Source organism: Pelomonas baiyunensis (assembly GCF_043555935.1).
GTDB lineage: Bacteria > Pseudomonadota > Gammaproteobacteria > Burkholderiales > Burkholderiaceae_C > Pelomonas > Pelomonas baiyunensis.
In genome coordinates this window covers 381,943-397,025 of the sequence record NZ_JBIGIB010000002.1, presented here as the reverse complement: position 1 = coordinate 397,025, position 15,083 = coordinate 381,943, and the positions used below count along the sequence as shown (strand labels likewise).

Here is a 15,083-nt window from a genome sequence, read left to right as displayed (position 1 = left end):
ACCTCAGAAATGCGCTTTAGGATAGCGCTATCCAATGCCTACAACGGCCTCCACGATCAGCCGCTCAACCCTCACGTCGCCCATGTCTGCCCCCACCTCCCTCGTGCTCATGGGCGTCGCCGGCTGCGGCAAGTCCAGCCTGGCCGCGCCGCTGGCGCAGGCCCTGAACCTGCCCTGGACCGAAGGCGACGCCTTCCACAGCGCGCACAGTCGCCAGAAGATGGCGCAGGGTGACCCGCTGTCAGACGACGACCGGGCCGATTGGCTGGCGGCGCTGGCCCAGTGCCTGCGCGGCGCGCCGCCGCAGGTGCTCACCTGCTCCGCCCTGAAGCGCCGCTACCGCGAGCAACTGCGTGCGGCGAGCCCGGGCCTGCGCTTCGTGTTCCTGAGCCTGCCCCGCGAGGACGCCGAGCGGCGGGTGGCCGAACGGCCCGGGCACTTCTTCGACCCCCGCCTCGTGGCCAGCCAGTTCCAAACGCTGGAGCCCCCCATCGATGAAGCCGGTGTGCTGCAGTTGGACGCCACGCGCCCCATCGAAGCCCTGGTGGCCGACATCCAGCAGTGGCTGACGGCAAGCGCTGCCGGGCCGGCGTGGCTCACGCACCCCGATGACGGCGCACGCTGCGAACTGCACAGCCCCACCGCCCTGCCCCTGGCCGGCGGCTTCCTGTGGAACCGCCGCATGATGATTCACGCCACCTGCCGCGGCTACGCCACCGCGCAGTTCATGCAGCCCGAGCCGGCCAAGTACGCCCACGCGCCCAACCTCGAGGCCAAGACCTTCATGCAGCCCGAGCAGGCGTACTACGCGCACCACCCGGGCCGCTTCGTGTACGTGAAGGACGAGGAGACCGGCACCCTCTTCTCCGCCCCCTACGAGCCCGTTCGAGCGCCCGTCGCGCAGTTCCGCTTCACCGTGGGCCGACACGCGCTGGGCTGGACCGTGGAACACGGGGGCGTGCGCGTGGAAATGACGCTGGGCCTGCCCGCGGAAGACGTGGTCGAGCTGTGGGAGCTGCGCATCACCAACCTGAGAGACCGCCCCCGCCGGCTCAGCGTGGTGCCGTATTTCCCGATCGGCAACATGTCGTGGATGAACCAGTCCGCCGAGTGGCGGGCCGACCTGGGCGGCGTTGTCGCCCGCAGCGTGACGCCCTACCAAAAGGTGGCCGACCACTTCAAGAACCTGCACCTCAAGGACCAGACCTACTTCCTGTGCGAAAGCACGCCCGACGCCTGGGAAGCCTGCCAAGCCGCGTTCGAGGGCGAAGGCGGGCTGCATGCGCCGAGCGCCCTGCAAGGCGAGCAGCTGGCCTGCGGCGACGCCCGCTACGAAACACCCGCCGCCTGCGTGCAGTACCGGCTGCCGCTGGAGCCGGGCGACCAGCAAACCTACCGTTTCCTGTTCGGCCCGGCGCTGGACGACGCCGAGATCGCCCGGGTGCGCGACACCTACCTCAGCGCCAACGGCTTCGCCCGGGCGCGCGAGGCCTACGCCGCCTACATCGACCGCGGCCGCGGCGGCCTGCGCATCCAGTCGCCCGACCCCGACTTCGACCGCTTCGTGAACCACTGGCTGCCTCGCCAGGTCTTCTATCACGGCGATGTGAACCGCCTCAGCACCGACCCGCAGACGCGCAACTACCTGCAAGACCACCTCGGCATGGCCTACCTGGCCCCGGCCGTCACGCGCGGCGCGCTGCTGCACGCGCTGAGCCAGCAGCGCGACAACGGCGCCATGCCCGACGGCATCCTGCTGGTGGAAGGCGCCGAGCTGAAGTACATCAACCAGGTGCCGCACACCGACCACTGCGTGTGGCTGCCCGTGTGCCTGCAGGCCTACGTGGGCGAGACGGGCGACCTCGCCCTGCTGGACGCGCTGGTGAACGGCCGCACCGTGGCCGAGCGGCTGGACGCGGCCATGGCCTGGCTGCACCAAGACCGCGATGCGCGCGGCCTGAGCTTCATTGCGCAGGGCGACTGGTGCGACCCGATGAACATGGTGGGCTACCAGGGCCGTGGCGTGTCCGGCTGGCTGACGGTGGCTGCGGCGTATGCCATGAAGCTCTGGGCCGGCGTGTGCGCCGACGCGGGCCGCACCGAGGCCGCCACGCGCTGGCAAAGCGCCGCGCAGGAGCTGAACGACGCGGCCAACCGCCACCTGTGGGACGGCGACTGGTTCGCCCGCGGCATCACCGACGACGGGGTGCGCTTCGGCATCCAAGCCGACGCCGAAGGGCGCATCTACCTGAACCCGCAGTCCTGGGCGCTGCTCAGCGGCGCGGCCAACGACGACCAGCGCCGCCGGATGCTCGCCGCCATCGACGCGCAACTGGACACGCCGCACGGCATGGCGATGTTCAACCCGCCCTACTCCCGCATGCGCAGCGATGTGGGCCGGGTGACGCAGAAGCATCCCGGCTCCGCCGAGAACGGCGCCGTCTACAACCACGCGGCGAGCTTCTACGTGCATGCGATGTACGACATCGGCGAGGCCGACCGCGCCTTCAGTGCACTGCGCCGCATGATCCCGGGGCCTGACGAAGCCGACCTGCGCCAGCGCGGCCAGATGCCGGTGTTCATTCCGAACTACTACCGCGGTGCGCACGCCCAGTACCCACGCACCGCGGGCCGCTCCAGCCAGCTGTTCAACACCGGCACGGCGGCCTGGGCCTACCGCAGCGTGATCGAGGGCCTGTGCGGGTTGAGCGGCTGCGCCGAGGGCTTGCGGGTGCAGCCGCAGTTGCCCTCATGCTGGGACCGGCTGGACGCGACACGTGAATTCCGCGGCGCGCATTTCACGCTGCGGGTGCGCCGCACCGGTGTGCACCGCGTGCTGCTGAATGGTGAGCCGCTGGCGGACGGCGTGGTGCGGCACATCGAAGCGGGCCGCGACTACCGGCTGGACGTGGAAATCGCCTGACGGGTCACGCCTCAAGCATCAGCTCGGGGCCCTGACGCAAAGCGCTCAGGTGCTGGCGCGACGCACGACCTCGAAGCCGAGGTCCAGGTGCGGCGGGTCCACGGGTTGGCCACGCATCAGCGCCGTCAGCATCTGGGCCGCCTGCGTGCCAATCTCCCGGCGCGGCGTGGCCACGGTGGTCAACGGAGGCACCATCTGGTCGCTGCCCGGCAGGTCGTTGAAGCCTGCCATCGCCAGCCGGCCCGGCACCGCCATGCCCAGCCGCAACGCGGCCAGCAAGGCGCCCTGGGCCAGGTCGTCGTTGCAGAAGAAGATGGCGTCCGTCTCCGGCGCCTCGCGCAGCACGCGCGCCAGCAGCGCGCCGCCCAGCGCCATCGAGGAGGGCTCGGGGCTCGACACCTGCACCACGCGGTCGGCCAGCCCCGCCTGCGCCAGCGCGGCCCGGTAGCCCTCGCCCCGCTCCAGCGTGCGCGGGTCCAGCTGCGCGGCCACGTAGGCAATGCGGCGCCGGCCGCTGTCCAGCAAGTGCTGCGTCAACGCCCGGCCGGCCTCGCGCTGCGAGAAGCCCACGCTGTGGCCGCCTTCGTCGGCGCCCAGGTCCATCACCCGCACGCACGGCAGGCCGCTGCCGCGGATCAAGGCGTGGGCTGCCGCGCTGCGGTCGCTGCCGGTGACGATGAGCCCCGCAGGCCGGTGGGCCAGGACGCTGCGCAACACCGCTTCTTCCGTGGCCGCGTCGTAGTGCGTCACGCCGATCAGCGTCTGGTAACCCGCCGGCACCAACGTGTGCTGCACCGCGTCCAACAAGTCCACGAACACCGTGTTGCTGAGCTTGGGGATCAGCACCGCCACGTTGGCGCTGCGGGCCGAAGCCAGCGCGCGTGCGGCCGGGTCGGGCACATAGCCCAGCGCGGTGGCCGCGGCTTGCACACGCGCCACCAACTCCGGGGCCACCGCCCGCTCACCACGCAAGGCGCGCGACACCGTGATGGGGCTGACGCCCGCCTCACGCGCCACGTCCGCCAGCGTGACGCGGCCCGTGGCGCGGGTGCGCCGCCCGGAGCTTCCGGCCATCGCCGGTCAGCCGGCCTTCATGCGGCCGACCACATCGCGCACCTCGGCCAGCAGGCTGGGCACATCGATGGTGGTGGGCTGACGATCCTTGAGCAGTTGGCGGCCGCCGACCCACACGTTGCTGACGTGCTCGCGGCCGGCCACGTAGACCAGCTGCGCCGCGGCGTTGTAGACCGGCTGGCACTCCAGGCTGTCCAGCGACACGGCCACGACGTCGGCCAGCTTGCCGACCTCCAGCGAGCCGAGGTCGTCCGCCCGGCCCATGGCCTTGGCGGCGCGGATGGTCGCCATCTCCAGCGCCGTACGGGCCGAGGCCACCGTCGGGTCGCCGGTGATGCCCTTGGCCAGCAGCGCGGCCGAGCGGATCTCGCCAAACATGTCCAGGCGGTTGTTGGACGCGGCGCCGTCCGTGCCAAGGATCGTGTTGACGCCCGCAGCTTCCAGCGCCTTCAACGGCATCACGCCGGAGGCCAGCTTCAGGTTGGAATTCGGGTTGTGCACCAGGTGCACGCCCTTCTTGGCCATCAGTTCGATCTCGGCTTCGTCCAAGTGCACCATGTGCACAGCGATCATGCGCTCGTTGAACAGGCCCAGCTTGTCCAGCCGCGCGATCGGGCGCACGCCGTGGGCCTTCAGGCCGTCGCTCACCTCGCCCGCCGTCTCGTGGATGTGGCAGTGCATCTGGATGTCGAGCTTCTCGGCCAGATCACGCAGCTTGACGAAGGTCTCGTCCGACACGGTGTACGGCGCGTGCGGGGCGCTGGTCCAGTCCAGCAGCTTCTCGCCCTTGTACTGCTCGTACGCGGCCACGCCCTTGGCGATGTAGTCGTCCGGGCCCGAGGCATAGCCCGTGGGGAAGTCGATCACGTTCATCGACACGGCGGCACGCACGCCCGAGTCCACGGCGGCACGGGCCATCGCGGTCGGGAAGAAGTACATGTCGTTGATGTACGTCGTGCCGCTGCGCAGGCCTTCGGCGGCCGCCAGCTTGCTGCCCAGATAGGTCCAGGCCTCGCTGACCCACTTCTTCTCGAGCGGCCAGATGTGGTTTTGCAGCCAGTCCATCAGCGGCACGTCGTCCGCCACGCCGCGCAGCAGCGTCATGGCCGAGTGCGCATGGCCGTTGATGAGGCCGGGGATCAGGATCTGCTCGGGCAGGTCCACGCGCGTGGCGTTCGGGTATTGGGCCAGCAAGTCGGCATGGGGGCCGATCGCAGCGATGCGCTCGCCATCGATCAGCAGGCCGTGGTTCTCCAGCGTGTCTTCGCCGGACTTCATGGTCAGGATCCAATGGGGCAGCAGCAGGGTCTGGGACATCTCTTGTTCTCCTTGTGGGATTCAGTGATCTTGCGCGAGCAGCTGCTCGACTTCTTCGCGACGCGGCATCGCGTCCTGCACGCCTGGGCGGGACACGGCCAGCGCTGCGGCAGCTTGGGCGAATGCGAGCGCCGTCCCGATGGGCTGGCCTTCGGCCAGGGCCGTGACAAGCGCACCCACGAGGGTATCGCCAGCGCCGACCGTGTCGACAGCCTTCACGGGCCGGGCCGGCACGCGCCGCGCGCCCTGCGCGTCAACCCAGCACAGGCCGTCAGAACCCAACGACACCAGCACGGCCGATGGCCCCTGGGCCCGCAGCGTGCGCGCCAACGCCTCGGGCTCGGCCGTGCCACCACCCAGCGTCGTCACCAGCGCCTGGGCTTCCAGGGCGTTGACAACCAGCACGTCCACCAACGGCAGCAGCGATTCGCAGCCTGGGCGGTAAGGCGCAGCGTTCAGCAGCGCTTTCACGCCGGCTGCACGGGCCCGCTCAAACGCGCGGGCCACGCTTTGCAGCGGCAATTCCTGCTGCGCCACCAACCAGCGCAGGCCATCCAAAGCCAGCGCTTCAACCTGCGCCAGCGGCAAGGTGCCGTTGGAGCCGGCGACGGTGACGATCTGGTTCTCGGCATCGTCAGCGCCCACCACGATCAGGGCCACGCCGGGCACTTCGTCGGCCGGCTGCGCCACGGCACGCGTGTCCACACCTTCCGCCTGGAGTTGCGCCACCATGGCGGCGCCGTTTTCCTGCAGGCCCACCCGTGCCGCCAGCGCGACGCGCGCGCCCAAACGGGCTGCGGCCACAGCCTGGTTCGCCCCTTTGCCGCCCAGGCACGACCCAAAACGCTGGCCGCGCAAGGTTTCCCCCGGCAGGGGCAGCCGCGGCGCGTGCACGATCAGGTCACGGTTGACGCTGCCAAGCACCAGGATCTCGGGAACGGACATCAGGACTCCAAATGAAAAACCCCTCGGGGGCACCGAGGGGTTCGCTTGAGGCGAGAAGCGATCAGCGCTGACCGATGGGCTTCACGTCGCGCTGTGCGGCGCCGACGAACAGCTGGCGCGGACGGCCGATCTTGTACTCGGGGTCGCCGATCATCTCATTGAGCTGGGCGATCCAGCCGACCGTGCGAGCCAGCGCGAAGATGGCGGTGAACAGCGGCACCGGGATTCCGATGGCGCGCTGCACGATGCCCGAGTAGAAGTCCACGTTCGGGTACAGCTTGCGGGCGACGAAGTACTCGTCTTCCAGCGCAATCTTTTCCAGCTTCATGGCCAGTTCGAACAACGGGTCGTTCTGCAGGCCCAGCTCGTTCAGCACTTCGTGGCAGGTCTCGCGCATCAGCTTGGCGCGCGGGTCGTAGTTCTTGTAGACACGGTGACCGAAACCCATCAGCTTGACGCCGGAGTTCTTGTCCTTGACCTTGCTGATGAAGTCGCCAATGCGCGCCACGCCGCCGTTCTTCTGGATGTCGCCCAGCATGTTCAGGCAGGCCTCGTTGGCGCCGCCGTGAGCCGGGCCCCACAGGCAAGCCACGCCAGCGGCGATGGCCGCAAACGGGTTGGTGCCCGACGAGCCGCACAGGCGCACGGTCGAGGTCGACGCGTTTTGCTCGTGGTCGGCGTGCAGCGTGAAGATACGATCCATCGCGCGCACCAGCACGTCGTTGGGCTTGTACTCCTCGCACGGCGTGGCAAACATCATGCGCATGAAGTTGCCGGCGTACGAGAGGTCGTTCTTCGGGTAGATGTACGGCTGGCCGATCGTGTACTTGTAGGCCATGGCCACGAGCGTGGGCATCTTGGCGATCAGGCGGATCGCCGCGATCTCACGGTGCTCGGGGTTATTGATGTCGGTGCTGTCGTGATAGAAGGCCGACATCGCACCCACCAGGCCCGTCATGACGGCCATCGGGTGGGCGTCACGGCGGAAGCCACGCAGGAAGAACTGCATCTGCTCATTCACCATCGTGTGGTGCATGACCTTGTATTCGAAGTCAGCCTTCTGGCTTTCGTTCGGCAGCTCTCCGTACAGCAGCAGGTAGCAGGTCTCGAGGTAGTCGCAGTTCACTGCGAGTTGCTCGATCGGGTAGCCGCGGTACAGCAGCTCGCCCTTGTCGCCGTCGATGTAGGTGATCGTGGAATTGCACGAGGCCGTGGACAGGAAGCCCGGGTCGTACGTGAACTTGCCAGTCTGGCCGTACAGCTTGCGGATGTCGATGACATCCGGGCCGATGCTGCCCTTGTACAGGGGCAGATCCATCGAGGGGCTGCCGTCGGAGAACGACAGGGTGGCTTTGACGTCGGACGGGGTCATAGGTCAGTCCTTAGGGTTTTGAAAACTTCAGGTGCGCAGGTCGGCGAGCACTTCGCGAACGGACTCGACGTCCAGGTCACCACTGGGTTCCTTGCGGCACAGCAGGAGATCGAGAAGGTCGTTGTCGGCCAAATCCATCAACATCGTCAAGCCGTCAGCTTGCGTGACGCTGATACCGGTGTCGGCATGACGCGTAAAGAATCGTTCAATGAACAAATCGTTCTCGAGCAAGCCCCGACGGCAGCGCCAGCGCAGCTTGGACAGCGCGCGCTCGTCAATCATCGGGGTTGCAATCTCGCTCATGGCTGTCAGACCGCGCGGCGAACCATCAGTTCCTTGATCTTGCCGATGGCCTTCGTGGGGTTCAGACCCTTCGGGCACACATCCACGCAGTTCATGATGGTGTGGCAACGGAACAGGCGGTACGGATCTTCCAGGTTGTCCAGGCGCTCGTTGGTGGCTTGGTCGCGGCTGTCCGCGATGAAGCGGTAGGCCTGCAGCAAACCAGCCGGGCCCACGAACTTGTCGGGGTTCCACCAGAAGCTCGGGCAGCTCGTGGAGCAGCTCGCGCACAGGATGCACTCATACAGGCCATTGAGCTCGTCACGCTCTTCCGGCGACTGCAGACGCTCGGTCTCCGGCGGAATGTTCTCGTTGACGAGGTAGGGCTTGATCGAGTGGTACTGCTTGAAGAACTGCGTCATGTCCACGATCAGGTCGCGGACCACGGGCAGACCCGGCAGCGGCTTGAGCACCACGGTTTGCGGCAGCGTGCGCATGTTGGTCAGACACGCCAGGCCGTTTTTGCCGTTGATGTTCATGGCGTCCGAGCCGCACACGCCTTCGCGGCAGCTGCGGCGGAAGCTCAGCGTCGGGTCCAGTGCCTTGAGCTTCATCAAGGCGTCCAGCAACATGCGCTCGGAACCGTCGAGCTCGACCTCCAGGGTCTGCATGTACGGCTTGGCGTCCTTGTCCGGGTCGTAACGGTAAATCTGAAAGGTGCGCTTGGTCATGATGTTTGCTTTCGTCAGGCCAGCCGGGATCAGAACGTCCGGACCTTGGGCGGAATGGATTCGGCCGTCAGGGGCTTGAGGTTGACGGGCTTGTAATCCAGACGATTGCCTTCGGAGTACCACAGCGTGTGCTTCATCCATTCGGCGTCGTTACGGCCGTTCGGATACTCGGGGGAGTCGCCGTAGTCGTTCACCGTATGCGCACCGCGGCTTTCCTTGCGGGCGGCCGCCGACACCATGGTGGCTTGCGCGCACTCAATGAGGTTTTCCACTTCCAGCGCTTCGATGCGCGCAGTGTTGAACACCTTGGACTTGTCCTTCAGCGTGATCGCCTTCACGCGCTCCGCGAGTGCTGCAATCTTGACAACGCCTTCGTCCATGGAGGCCTGCGTGCGGAACACGCCCGCGTGCTTTTGCATCGCCGAGCGGATGTCGTTCGCCACGTCCTGGGCGTATTCGCCCGAGTTGCTGTTGTCCAGACGCGCCACGCGAGACAGCGACTGGCCTGCGGCATCAGCCGGCAGCGGCTTGTGCGACTTGGTGCGCGAGGCGAAGTCCACGATGTGGTTGCCGGCGGCACGACCGAACACCAACAGGTCCAGCAGCGAGTTCGTGCCCAGACGGTTGGCGCCGTGCACGCTGACGCAGGAGCATTCGCCCACGGCGTACAGGCCGTTGATGACCTCGTTGGGGTTGCCGTTCTTCGGCACCACCACCTGACCGTGGATGTTGGTCGGGATGCCACCCATCTGGTAGTGGATGGTCGGCACAACCGGGATCGGCTCCTTCGTGATGTCGACGTTGGCAAAGTTGTGGCCAATTTCGAACACTGACGGCAGGCGCTTCATGATCGTCTCGCCGCCCAGGTGGGTCATGTCCAGCACGACGTAGTCCTTGTTGGGACCACAGCCACGGCCTTCCTTGATTTCCTGGTCCATGCAGCGGGACACGAAGTCACGCGGTGCCAGATCCTTCAGCGTCGGGGCATAACGCTCCATGAAGCGTTCGCCGTTGGCGTTGCGCAGGATCGCTCCTTCACCACGGCAGCCTTCGGTCAGCAACACGCCGGCACCGGCCACGCCGGTCGGGTGGAACTGCCAGAACTCCATGTCTTCCAGCGGGATGCCAGCGCGCGCCGCCATGCCCAGGCCATCACCGGTGTTGATGAAGGCGTTGGTGGAGGCCGCAAAGATGCGACCTGCGCCACCGGTGGCCAGCAGCACCGTCTTGGCGTGCAGGATGTGGATCTCGCCGGTTTCCATTTCCAGCGCGGTCACGCCAACCACGTCGCCTTCGGCGTCGCGGATCAGGTCCAGCGCCATCCATTCGACGAAGAACTGCGTGCGGGCCTTGACGTTCTGCTGGTACAACGTGTGCAGCATGGCGTGACCGGTGCGGTCCGCCGCCGCGCAAGCGCGCTGCACCGGCTTTTCGCCGTAGTTGGCGGTGTGGCCGCCGAACGGGCGCTGGTAGATGGTGCCGTCCGCATTGCGGTCGAACGGCATGCCGAAGTGCTCAAGTTCGTACACGACCTTGGGCGCCTCACGGCACATGAATTCGATGGCGTCCTGGTCACCCAGCCAGTCCGAGCCCTTGACGGTATCGAAAAAGTGGTAATGCCAGTTGTCCTCAGACATGTTGCCCAACGACGCGCCGATACCGCCTTGGGCGGCCACCGTGTGCGAACGGGTCGGAAAAACCTTGGACAGCACGGCCACGTTCAGGCCAGCGCGCGCCAATTGCAGCGAGGCGCGCATGCCGGAGCCACCGGCCCCGACGATGACCACGTCGAACTTGCGGGTCGAAATCTTTGCCGTCATCACAGTCTCCACAGCACCTGGATTGCCCAGCCGGCACAGCCAAGCAGCCACACGATCGAAAACACTTGCAGGGCCAGTCGAATGCCAACCGGCTTGATGTAGTCCATCCAGATGTCCCGCACGCCCACCCAGGCGTGATAGGCCAGAGCCAGGATGGTCACGAAACTCAGAACCTTCATCCACTGCTGGGAGAAGATCGCTGCCCAACGGTCGTAGCCGAGAGCGCCGGGCATCAGCACCTGCACGAGCAGGGCGACCGTGAACAGGGCCATCAGAACGGCCGTGACGCGCTGGGCCAGCCAGTCACGCAGTCCGTAGTGCGCGCCCACGACCAGGCGCTTGGAGCCGAATGTGCTCATTGTTGTTGTCCTTGTGCGATGGGATCAGTACAGGCCGAACAGCTTGGCGCCCAGCGCCACCGTCAGCAGCACGCTCAGCACCAGCGTCACCACGGCCGAGCTGTGGCCTTGAGCCTTGCTCACGCTGTGGGTGGCATCCATCCAGAGGTGGCGCACGCCGGCAATGAAGTGGTGGAGGTAAGCCCAGATCAAACCCAAGGCCACCAGTTTCACAAACCAGCCAGGGATACCCGCCACACCCGCCACGAAAACGTTGGTGAACGCTTCGAACGAGATTTCCGAACTGAGGCTGTTGTCCAGCATCCAGACCACGAAGGGCAGCAGCAAAAACATCAGCAGGCCGCTGATGCGATGCAGGATGGAAACAATGCCAGCAGGCGGAAGGCGGTAACTGACGATTTGCGTGACGTGGATATTGGTGAAGACCGGGCGGGTCTTGGCGCTGTCCGTCATGGTCGAGCCTGCGTAATCAATGTGAAACCGAAAGATTCTAGGGCCAACACGGAGGCCGAGCTTCGCGGTTGCTGCAGTGCGGCATTGTCAGATTCAGTTCAAGTCGTTGCGGTAATGGTCGGATTCCGTGTGGTAGAGACCGCGCCGCAGCTCCACCGGCCGACCGCCGTAGGTGTAGGCCACTCGGTCCACGCTGAGCAGCGGATGCCCAGGCGCCACGGCCAGCAATCCGGCCGCCTCTTCACTCGCCGAGACGGCGCGCAGCTTTTCTTCCGCACGCACCATGTGCACCTGGTAGCGCTCTTCGAACAGCGCGTACAGCGTGCCGGCGTAGCCGTTGATCACGTCGCTCGTCAGGCCCTTGAAGTGGCGCTCAGGCAACCACAGGTCATCCAGCACGGCCGGTCGGTCCCCGCGCAGCAACAGCCGCCGTACTTCGATCACGGGCTCGGCCGTGCGCAGTTGCAGCATGCGCGCGGTTTCTGCCGACGCGCGCGCCCGGCGACAGTGCACCAGCCGGCGGGTGAAACCCTTTTTTCCTTCGTCCGACACCAGCCGCAAGAACCGGTAGGCGTCGCGCGGCGCCGTGTGGGTGGCCACGAACGTGCCGGCACCCTGGCGGCGCTCCACCACGTGCGCTGCGGCCAGCTCGTCCAGCGCCCGCCGCACCGTGCCCGGGCTGGCCTGGAAGCGGGCGGCCAACGCAGCCTCGCTGGGCAGCGCGTCGCCGGGGCGCCATTCGCCGCCGGCCAAAGCGGCCACGATCAATTCACGGATCTGCTCGTAAAGCGGGGCGGCGGACTTGGGCATGCCCGCATTGCAGCACAGGGTATGCCCGTACACTTGACCGGTTTAGCCCAGCTTTTCGCTTTTCAACTGCCCCTTCGGAGACTTTCATGAGCAAGAAACCCGTTCGCGTCGCCGTTACCGGCGCTGCCGGCCAGATTGGCTACGCCCTGCTGTTCCGCATTGCATCCGGCGAAATGCTGGGCAAAGACCAGCCCGTGATCCTGCAGCTGTTGGAGATTCCCGACGAAAAGGCTCAGAACGCGCTGAAGGGCGTGATCATGGAATTGGAAGACTGCGCCTTCCCGCTGCTGGCCGGCATTGAAGCCCACAGCGACCCGATGACCGCATTCAAGGACACCGACTACGCCCTGCTGGTGGGCGCCCGTCCGCGCGGCCCCGGCATGGAGCGCGCTGACCTGCTCGCCGCCAACGCCCAGATCTTCACGGTGCAAGGCAAGGCCCTGAACGCCGTTGCATCGCGCAACGTGCGCGTGCTGGTGGTCGGCAACCCCGCCAACACCAATGCCTACATCGCGATGAAGTCGGCCCCGGACCTGCCGGCCAAGAACTTCACCGCCATGCTGCGCCTGGACCACAACCGCGCCGCTTCGCAGATCGCTGCCAAGACCGGCAAGGCCGTGGGTTCCATCGAGAAGCTGGCCGTGTGGGGCAACCACTCGCCCACGATGTACGCCGACTACCGCAACGCCACGATCGACGGCCAGTCGGTCAAGGACCTGATCAACGACGAGCAGTGGAACCGTGAAGTGTTCCTGCCCACCGTTGGCAAGCGCGGCGCGGCCATCATTGCCGCTCGTGGCCTGTCGTCGGCCGCCTCGGCCGCCAACGCTGCCATCGACCACATGCGCGACTGGGCCCTGGGCACCAACGGCAAGTGGGTCACGATGGGCATCCCGTCGGGTGGCGAATACGGCATCCCCAAGGAAGTCATGTTCGGCTACCCCGTCACCTGCGAAGGCGGCGAGTACAAGATCGTCCAGGGCATCGAGATCGACGCCTTCTCGCAAGAGTGCATCAACAAGACGCTGAAGGAACTGACGGACGAGCAGGACGGCGTCAAGCACCTGCTGTAATCCGGGGCTTGAGCCTCTCGTTGCAAAGGGCCGGCTTGCCGGCCCTTTTTCATTGCCGATGACCGATTCCACTGCACCGCTGCACCCCCGTCTGGCCTTGTTCGGCCACGAGCCCGCCCGCCCCACCCTGCCGGTGGTGGACCACTACTGCGGCGTGGAGGCGCGGATGCGCAAGAGCCTGACGCTGCAGGCTGAACTCGGCCCGGTGTTCGACATCACGCTGGACGCTGAAGACGGCGCCCCGGTGGGCGGCGAGGCCGAACACGCGCTGCTGATCGCGGAGATTGCCAACAGCGCCGACAACCGCTTCGGCCGCGTGGGCGCCCGCGTGCACCCCTGGGGCCACGCGGCGTTCGAGGCCGATGTCGACACCCTGATCGGCCGCGCGGGCCACCGCCTGGCCTACCTGATGGTGCCCAAGCCCGACAGCGCCGAGGACGTGGAGCGCGCTGTGGCGGCCATCGACGCCGCCTGCGAACACCACGGCCGACCCAAGCTGCCGCTGCAGGTGCTGATCGAAACCCACGGTGCGCTGCGTGATGTGTTTCGCATCGCTGCGCACCCGCGCATCGAGTCGCTCTCGTTCGGGCTGATGGACTTCGTCTCGGCCCATGGCGGCGCCATCCCGAAATCGGCCATGGAGTTGCCCGGGCAGTTCGAGCACCCGCTGGTGGTGCGGGCCAAGCTGGAAGTGGCGGCCGCGGCACACGCCGCCAGCAAGACGCCGTCGCATTGCGTGGTGACAGAGTTCCGCGACACGCAGCGCTTGGCTGCTGCCGCTCAGCGCGCCGCACGCGAGATGGGCTACACGCGGATGTGGAGCATCCACCCGGACCAGATCCGCCCCATCCTTTCGGCGTTTGCGCCGGCCGACGACGAAATCACGGAAGCAACCGACTTGCTGCTGCAAGCCCAAGCCGCGCACTGGGCCCCCATTTCCTTCCGCGACCGCCTGCACGACCGCGCCAGCTTCCGCTATTTCTGGACCGTGCTGGAGCGCGCACAGCGCACCGGCCGCCCGCTGCCTGACGCCGCGCAACACGCGTTCTTTTCAAGCGCCCTGGGGTAAAGCAGCAGCCGTGCAGCCCCGCGCGGCGCAGACAATCGACACATCTGTTCACCGCCGGCCGCGGGTGCAAGCCCCAAGATGCCGGCCGCCCTGTTCACTCTCTTTTCCGCATCGCCATGTCGTACCCCGTGCTCCGCAGCGCCGCTGCTGCCCTCGTTCTCGCTGCCGCCCTGCCCGCCCTGGCGCAAACCACCCCGGCCAAGCCGGCTGCCAAACCAGCGGCCAAGGCGCCTGCGGTCAAGAAGCCCGTGGCGCCGCCGCCGGAGCCCGTGCTGACCGACGCCGACGAGCCGCAACTGGCTGCCGCCGAGCGCGCCTACCTGGGCGAGTACGCCTGCGAGTTCAAGGAATCGGTGCACATCGACAAGCACCCCAAGGTGGCGGGCTACATCAACGTCGCTTGGAAGAAGCAGGTCATCACGATGAAGCCCGTGCTGTCCTCCACCGGCGCGTTGCGCCTGGAAGACGTGACCGGCCGCACGCTGATGATCCAGATCGCCAACAAGTCGATGTTGCTGGACACCAAGATCGGTCAGCGCCTGCTCGACGACTGCGTGCACCCGGAGCAGGAAAAGCTCATCGCTGCCGCCAAGGCTGCCAAGCTGGCCGACCCGGAGGCCGACGCCGCCGAAGCCGCCCGCAGCGGCCTGGGCATCACGCCCACGGCCCCGGAAACGGCGGCTGCGCCCGCCCCGGCCGCCAAGCCGGCGAAGCCCGCCAACGGCGCCAAGCCCACCAAACTGAGCAAGTGAGCTGTCTCAGTTGAAACCCGAAGTTCGGGTATGTAGAATGAATACATACTTTCTGATGCATACCTGAGCGACGTGCCTTCAGCGCCACTCAGCCGCTGGAGGC

Annotated in this window: 14 protein-coding genes; 4 read left to right on the top strand and 10 right to left on the bottom strand. The window is 66.8% G+C overall.

The annotated features are described in order from the left end of the window. Positions 1-82 precede the first annotated feature (82 nt). Positions 83-2,923: a gluconokinase, GntK/IdnK-type gene (locus ACG01O_RS08155; protein WP_394383378.1), complete on the top strand. Its 2,841-nt coding sequence runs from the start codon at positions 83-85 to the stop codon at positions 2,921-2,923. Positions 2,924-2,968: 45 nt separating this feature from the next. On the opposite strand, the gene gntR is transcribed toward ACG01O_RS08155, so the two are convergent. The 10 genes from gntR to ACG01O_RS08105 all read right to left on the bottom strand — a co-directional run bounded on the left by gntR (position 2,969) and on the right by ACG01O_RS08105 (position 12,086). Beyond that, the gene (gene gntR / locus ACG01O_RS08150; protein ID WP_394383376.1) at positions 2,969-3,997 is read right to left on the bottom strand and encodes an HTH-type transcriptional regulator GntR; all 1,029 of its coding nucleotides are present in this window, start codon (positions 3,995-3,997) and stop codon (positions 2,969-2,971) included. 6 nt (positions 3,998-4,003) lie between these two features. Then, the gene (locus ACG01O_RS08145) at positions 4,004-5,314 is read right to left on the bottom strand and encodes a TRZ/ATZ family hydrolase (RefSeq protein ID WP_394383374.1); all 1,311 of its coding nucleotides are present in this window, start codon (positions 5,312-5,314) and stop codon (positions 4,004-4,006) included. Positions 5,315-5,335: 21 nt separating this feature from the next. Further along, positions 5,336-6,259 carry a ribokinase gene (locus ACG01O_RS08140; RefSeq protein ID WP_394383372.1) on the bottom strand — a complete coding sequence of 308 codons (924 nt, stop codon included), beginning with the start codon at positions 6,257-6,259 and terminating at the stop codon, positions 5,336-5,338. Positions 6,260-6,320: 61 nt separating this feature from the next. Further along, a complete protein-coding gene (gltA, locus tag ACG01O_RS08135) occupies positions 6,321-7,631 on the bottom strand; it encodes a citrate synthase (RefSeq protein ID WP_394383370.1) in 1,311 nt (436 codons plus the stop codon). A gap of 27 nt (positions 7,632-7,658) precedes the next feature. After that, on the bottom strand, positions 7,659-7,934 hold the full coding sequence (locus ACG01O_RS08130; RefSeq protein ID WP_394383368.1) for an FAD assembly factor SdhE: 276 nt from the start codon (positions 7,932-7,934) through the stop codon (positions 7,659-7,661). 5 nt (positions 7,935-7,939) lie between these two features. Further along, a complete protein-coding gene (locus ACG01O_RS08125; RefSeq protein WP_394383365.1) occupies positions 7,940-8,644 on the bottom strand; it encodes a succinate dehydrogenase iron-sulfur subunit in 705 nt (234 codons plus the stop codon). A 29-nt stretch (positions 8,645-8,673) separates the two neighbouring features. After that, a complete protein-coding gene (gene sdhA, locus ACG01O_RS08120) occupies positions 8,674-10,464 on the bottom strand; it encodes a succinate dehydrogenase flavoprotein subunit (RefSeq protein ID WP_394383364.1) in 1,791 nt (596 codons plus the stop codon). After that, the gene (gene sdhD / locus ACG01O_RS08115; protein ID WP_394383362.1) at positions 10,464-10,823 is read right to left on the bottom strand and encodes a succinate dehydrogenase, hydrophobic membrane anchor protein; all 360 of its coding nucleotides are present in this window, start codon (positions 10,821-10,823) and stop codon (positions 10,464-10,466) included. The genes sdhA and sdhD overlap by 1 nt, the downstream gene beginning before the upstream one ends. Positions 10,824-10,847: 24 nt before the next feature. Then, a complete protein-coding gene (gene sdhC, locus ACG01O_RS08110) occupies positions 10,848-11,276 on the bottom strand; it encodes a succinate dehydrogenase, cytochrome b556 subunit (protein ID WP_394383360.1) in 429 nt (142 codons plus the stop codon). A 93-nt stretch (positions 11,277-11,369) separates the two neighbouring features. After that, entirely contained in the window at positions 11,370-12,086 is a 717-nt protein-coding gene (locus ACG01O_RS08105) for a GntR family transcriptional regulator (protein WP_394383358.1), read from the bottom strand. Between the two features lie 86 nt (positions 12,087-12,172). On the opposite strand from ACG01O_RS08105, the gene ACG01O_RS08100 reads away from it, so the two are divergent. From ACG01O_RS08100 to ACG01O_RS08090, 3 genes are all read left to right on the top strand, one after another. Next, entirely contained in the window at positions 12,173-13,159 is a 987-nt protein-coding gene (locus ACG01O_RS08100) for a malate dehydrogenase (RefSeq protein ID WP_394383356.1), read from the top strand. 58 nt (positions 13,160-13,217) lie between these two features. Beyond that, positions 13,218-14,228 carry an HpcH/HpaI aldolase/citrate lyase family protein gene (locus ACG01O_RS08095; protein ID WP_394383355.1) on the top strand — a complete coding sequence of 337 codons (1,011 nt, stop codon included), beginning with the start codon at positions 13,218-13,220 and terminating at the stop codon, positions 14,226-14,228. Positions 14,229-14,344: 116 nt separating this feature from the next. Continuing rightward, positions 14,345-14,980 (top strand): hypothetical protein, encoded by a 636-nt coding sequence (locus ACG01O_RS08090; protein WP_394383353.1) that lies wholly within the window; start codon positions 14,345-14,347, stop codon positions 14,978-14,980. Positions 14,981-15,083: the final 103 nt, after the last annotated feature.

What these genes read in the sequence shown, in the direction of transcription:
- ACG01O_RS08155 (WP_394383378.1), top strand. Translation starts at nt 83, where the DNA reads ATGTCTGCCCCCACCTCCCTCGTGCTCATGGGCGTCGCCGGCTGCGGC.
- gntR (WP_394383376.1), bottom strand. Translation starts at nt 3,997, where the DNA reads ATGGCCGGAAGCTCCGGGCGGCGCACCCGCGCCACGGGCCGCGTCACG.
- ACG01O_RS08145 (WP_394383374.1), bottom strand. Translation starts at nt 5,314, where the DNA reads ATGTCCCAGACCCTGCTGCTGCCCCATTGGATCCTGACCATGAAGTCC.
- ACG01O_RS08140 (WP_394383372.1), bottom strand. Translation starts at nt 6,259, where the DNA reads ATGTCCGTTCCCGAGATCCTGGTGCTTGGCAGCGTCAACCGTGACCTG.
- gltA (WP_394383370.1), bottom strand. Translation starts at nt 7,631, where the DNA reads ATGACCCCGTCCGACGTCAAAGCCACCCTGTCGTTCTCCGACGGCAGC.
- ACG01O_RS08130 (WP_394383368.1), bottom strand. Translation starts at nt 7,934, where the DNA reads ATGAGCGAGATTGCAACCCCGATGATTGACGAGCGCGCGCTGTCCAAG.
- ACG01O_RS08125 (WP_394383365.1), bottom strand. Translation starts at nt 8,644, where the DNA reads ATGACCAAGCGCACCTTTCAGATTTACCGTTACGACCCGGACAAGGAC.
- sdhA (WP_394383364.1), bottom strand. Translation starts at nt 10,464, where the DNA reads ATGACGGCAAAGATTTCGACCCGCAAGTTCGACGTGGTCATCGTCGGG.
- sdhD (WP_394383362.1), bottom strand. Translation starts at nt 10,823, where the DNA reads ATGAGCACATTCGGCTCCAAGCGCCTGGTCGTGGGCGCGCACTACGGA.
- sdhC (WP_394383360.1), bottom strand. Translation starts at nt 11,276, where the DNA reads ATGACGGACAGCGCCAAGACCCGCCCGGTCTTCACCAATATCCACGTC.
- ACG01O_RS08105 (WP_394383358.1), bottom strand. Translation starts at nt 12,086, where the DNA reads ATGCCCAAGTCCGCCGCCCCGCTTTACGAGCAGATCCGTGAATTGATC.
- ACG01O_RS08100 (WP_394383356.1), top strand. Translation starts at nt 12,173, where the DNA reads ATGAGCAAGAAACCCGTTCGCGTCGCCGTTACCGGCGCTGCCGGCCAG.
- ACG01O_RS08095 (WP_394383355.1), top strand. Translation starts at nt 13,218, where the DNA reads ATGACCGATTCCACTGCACCGCTGCACCCCCGTCTGGCCTTGTTCGGC.
- ACG01O_RS08090 (WP_394383353.1), top strand. Translation starts at nt 14,345, where the DNA reads ATGTCGTACCCCGTGCTCCGCAGCGCCGCTGCTGCCCTCGTTCTCGCT.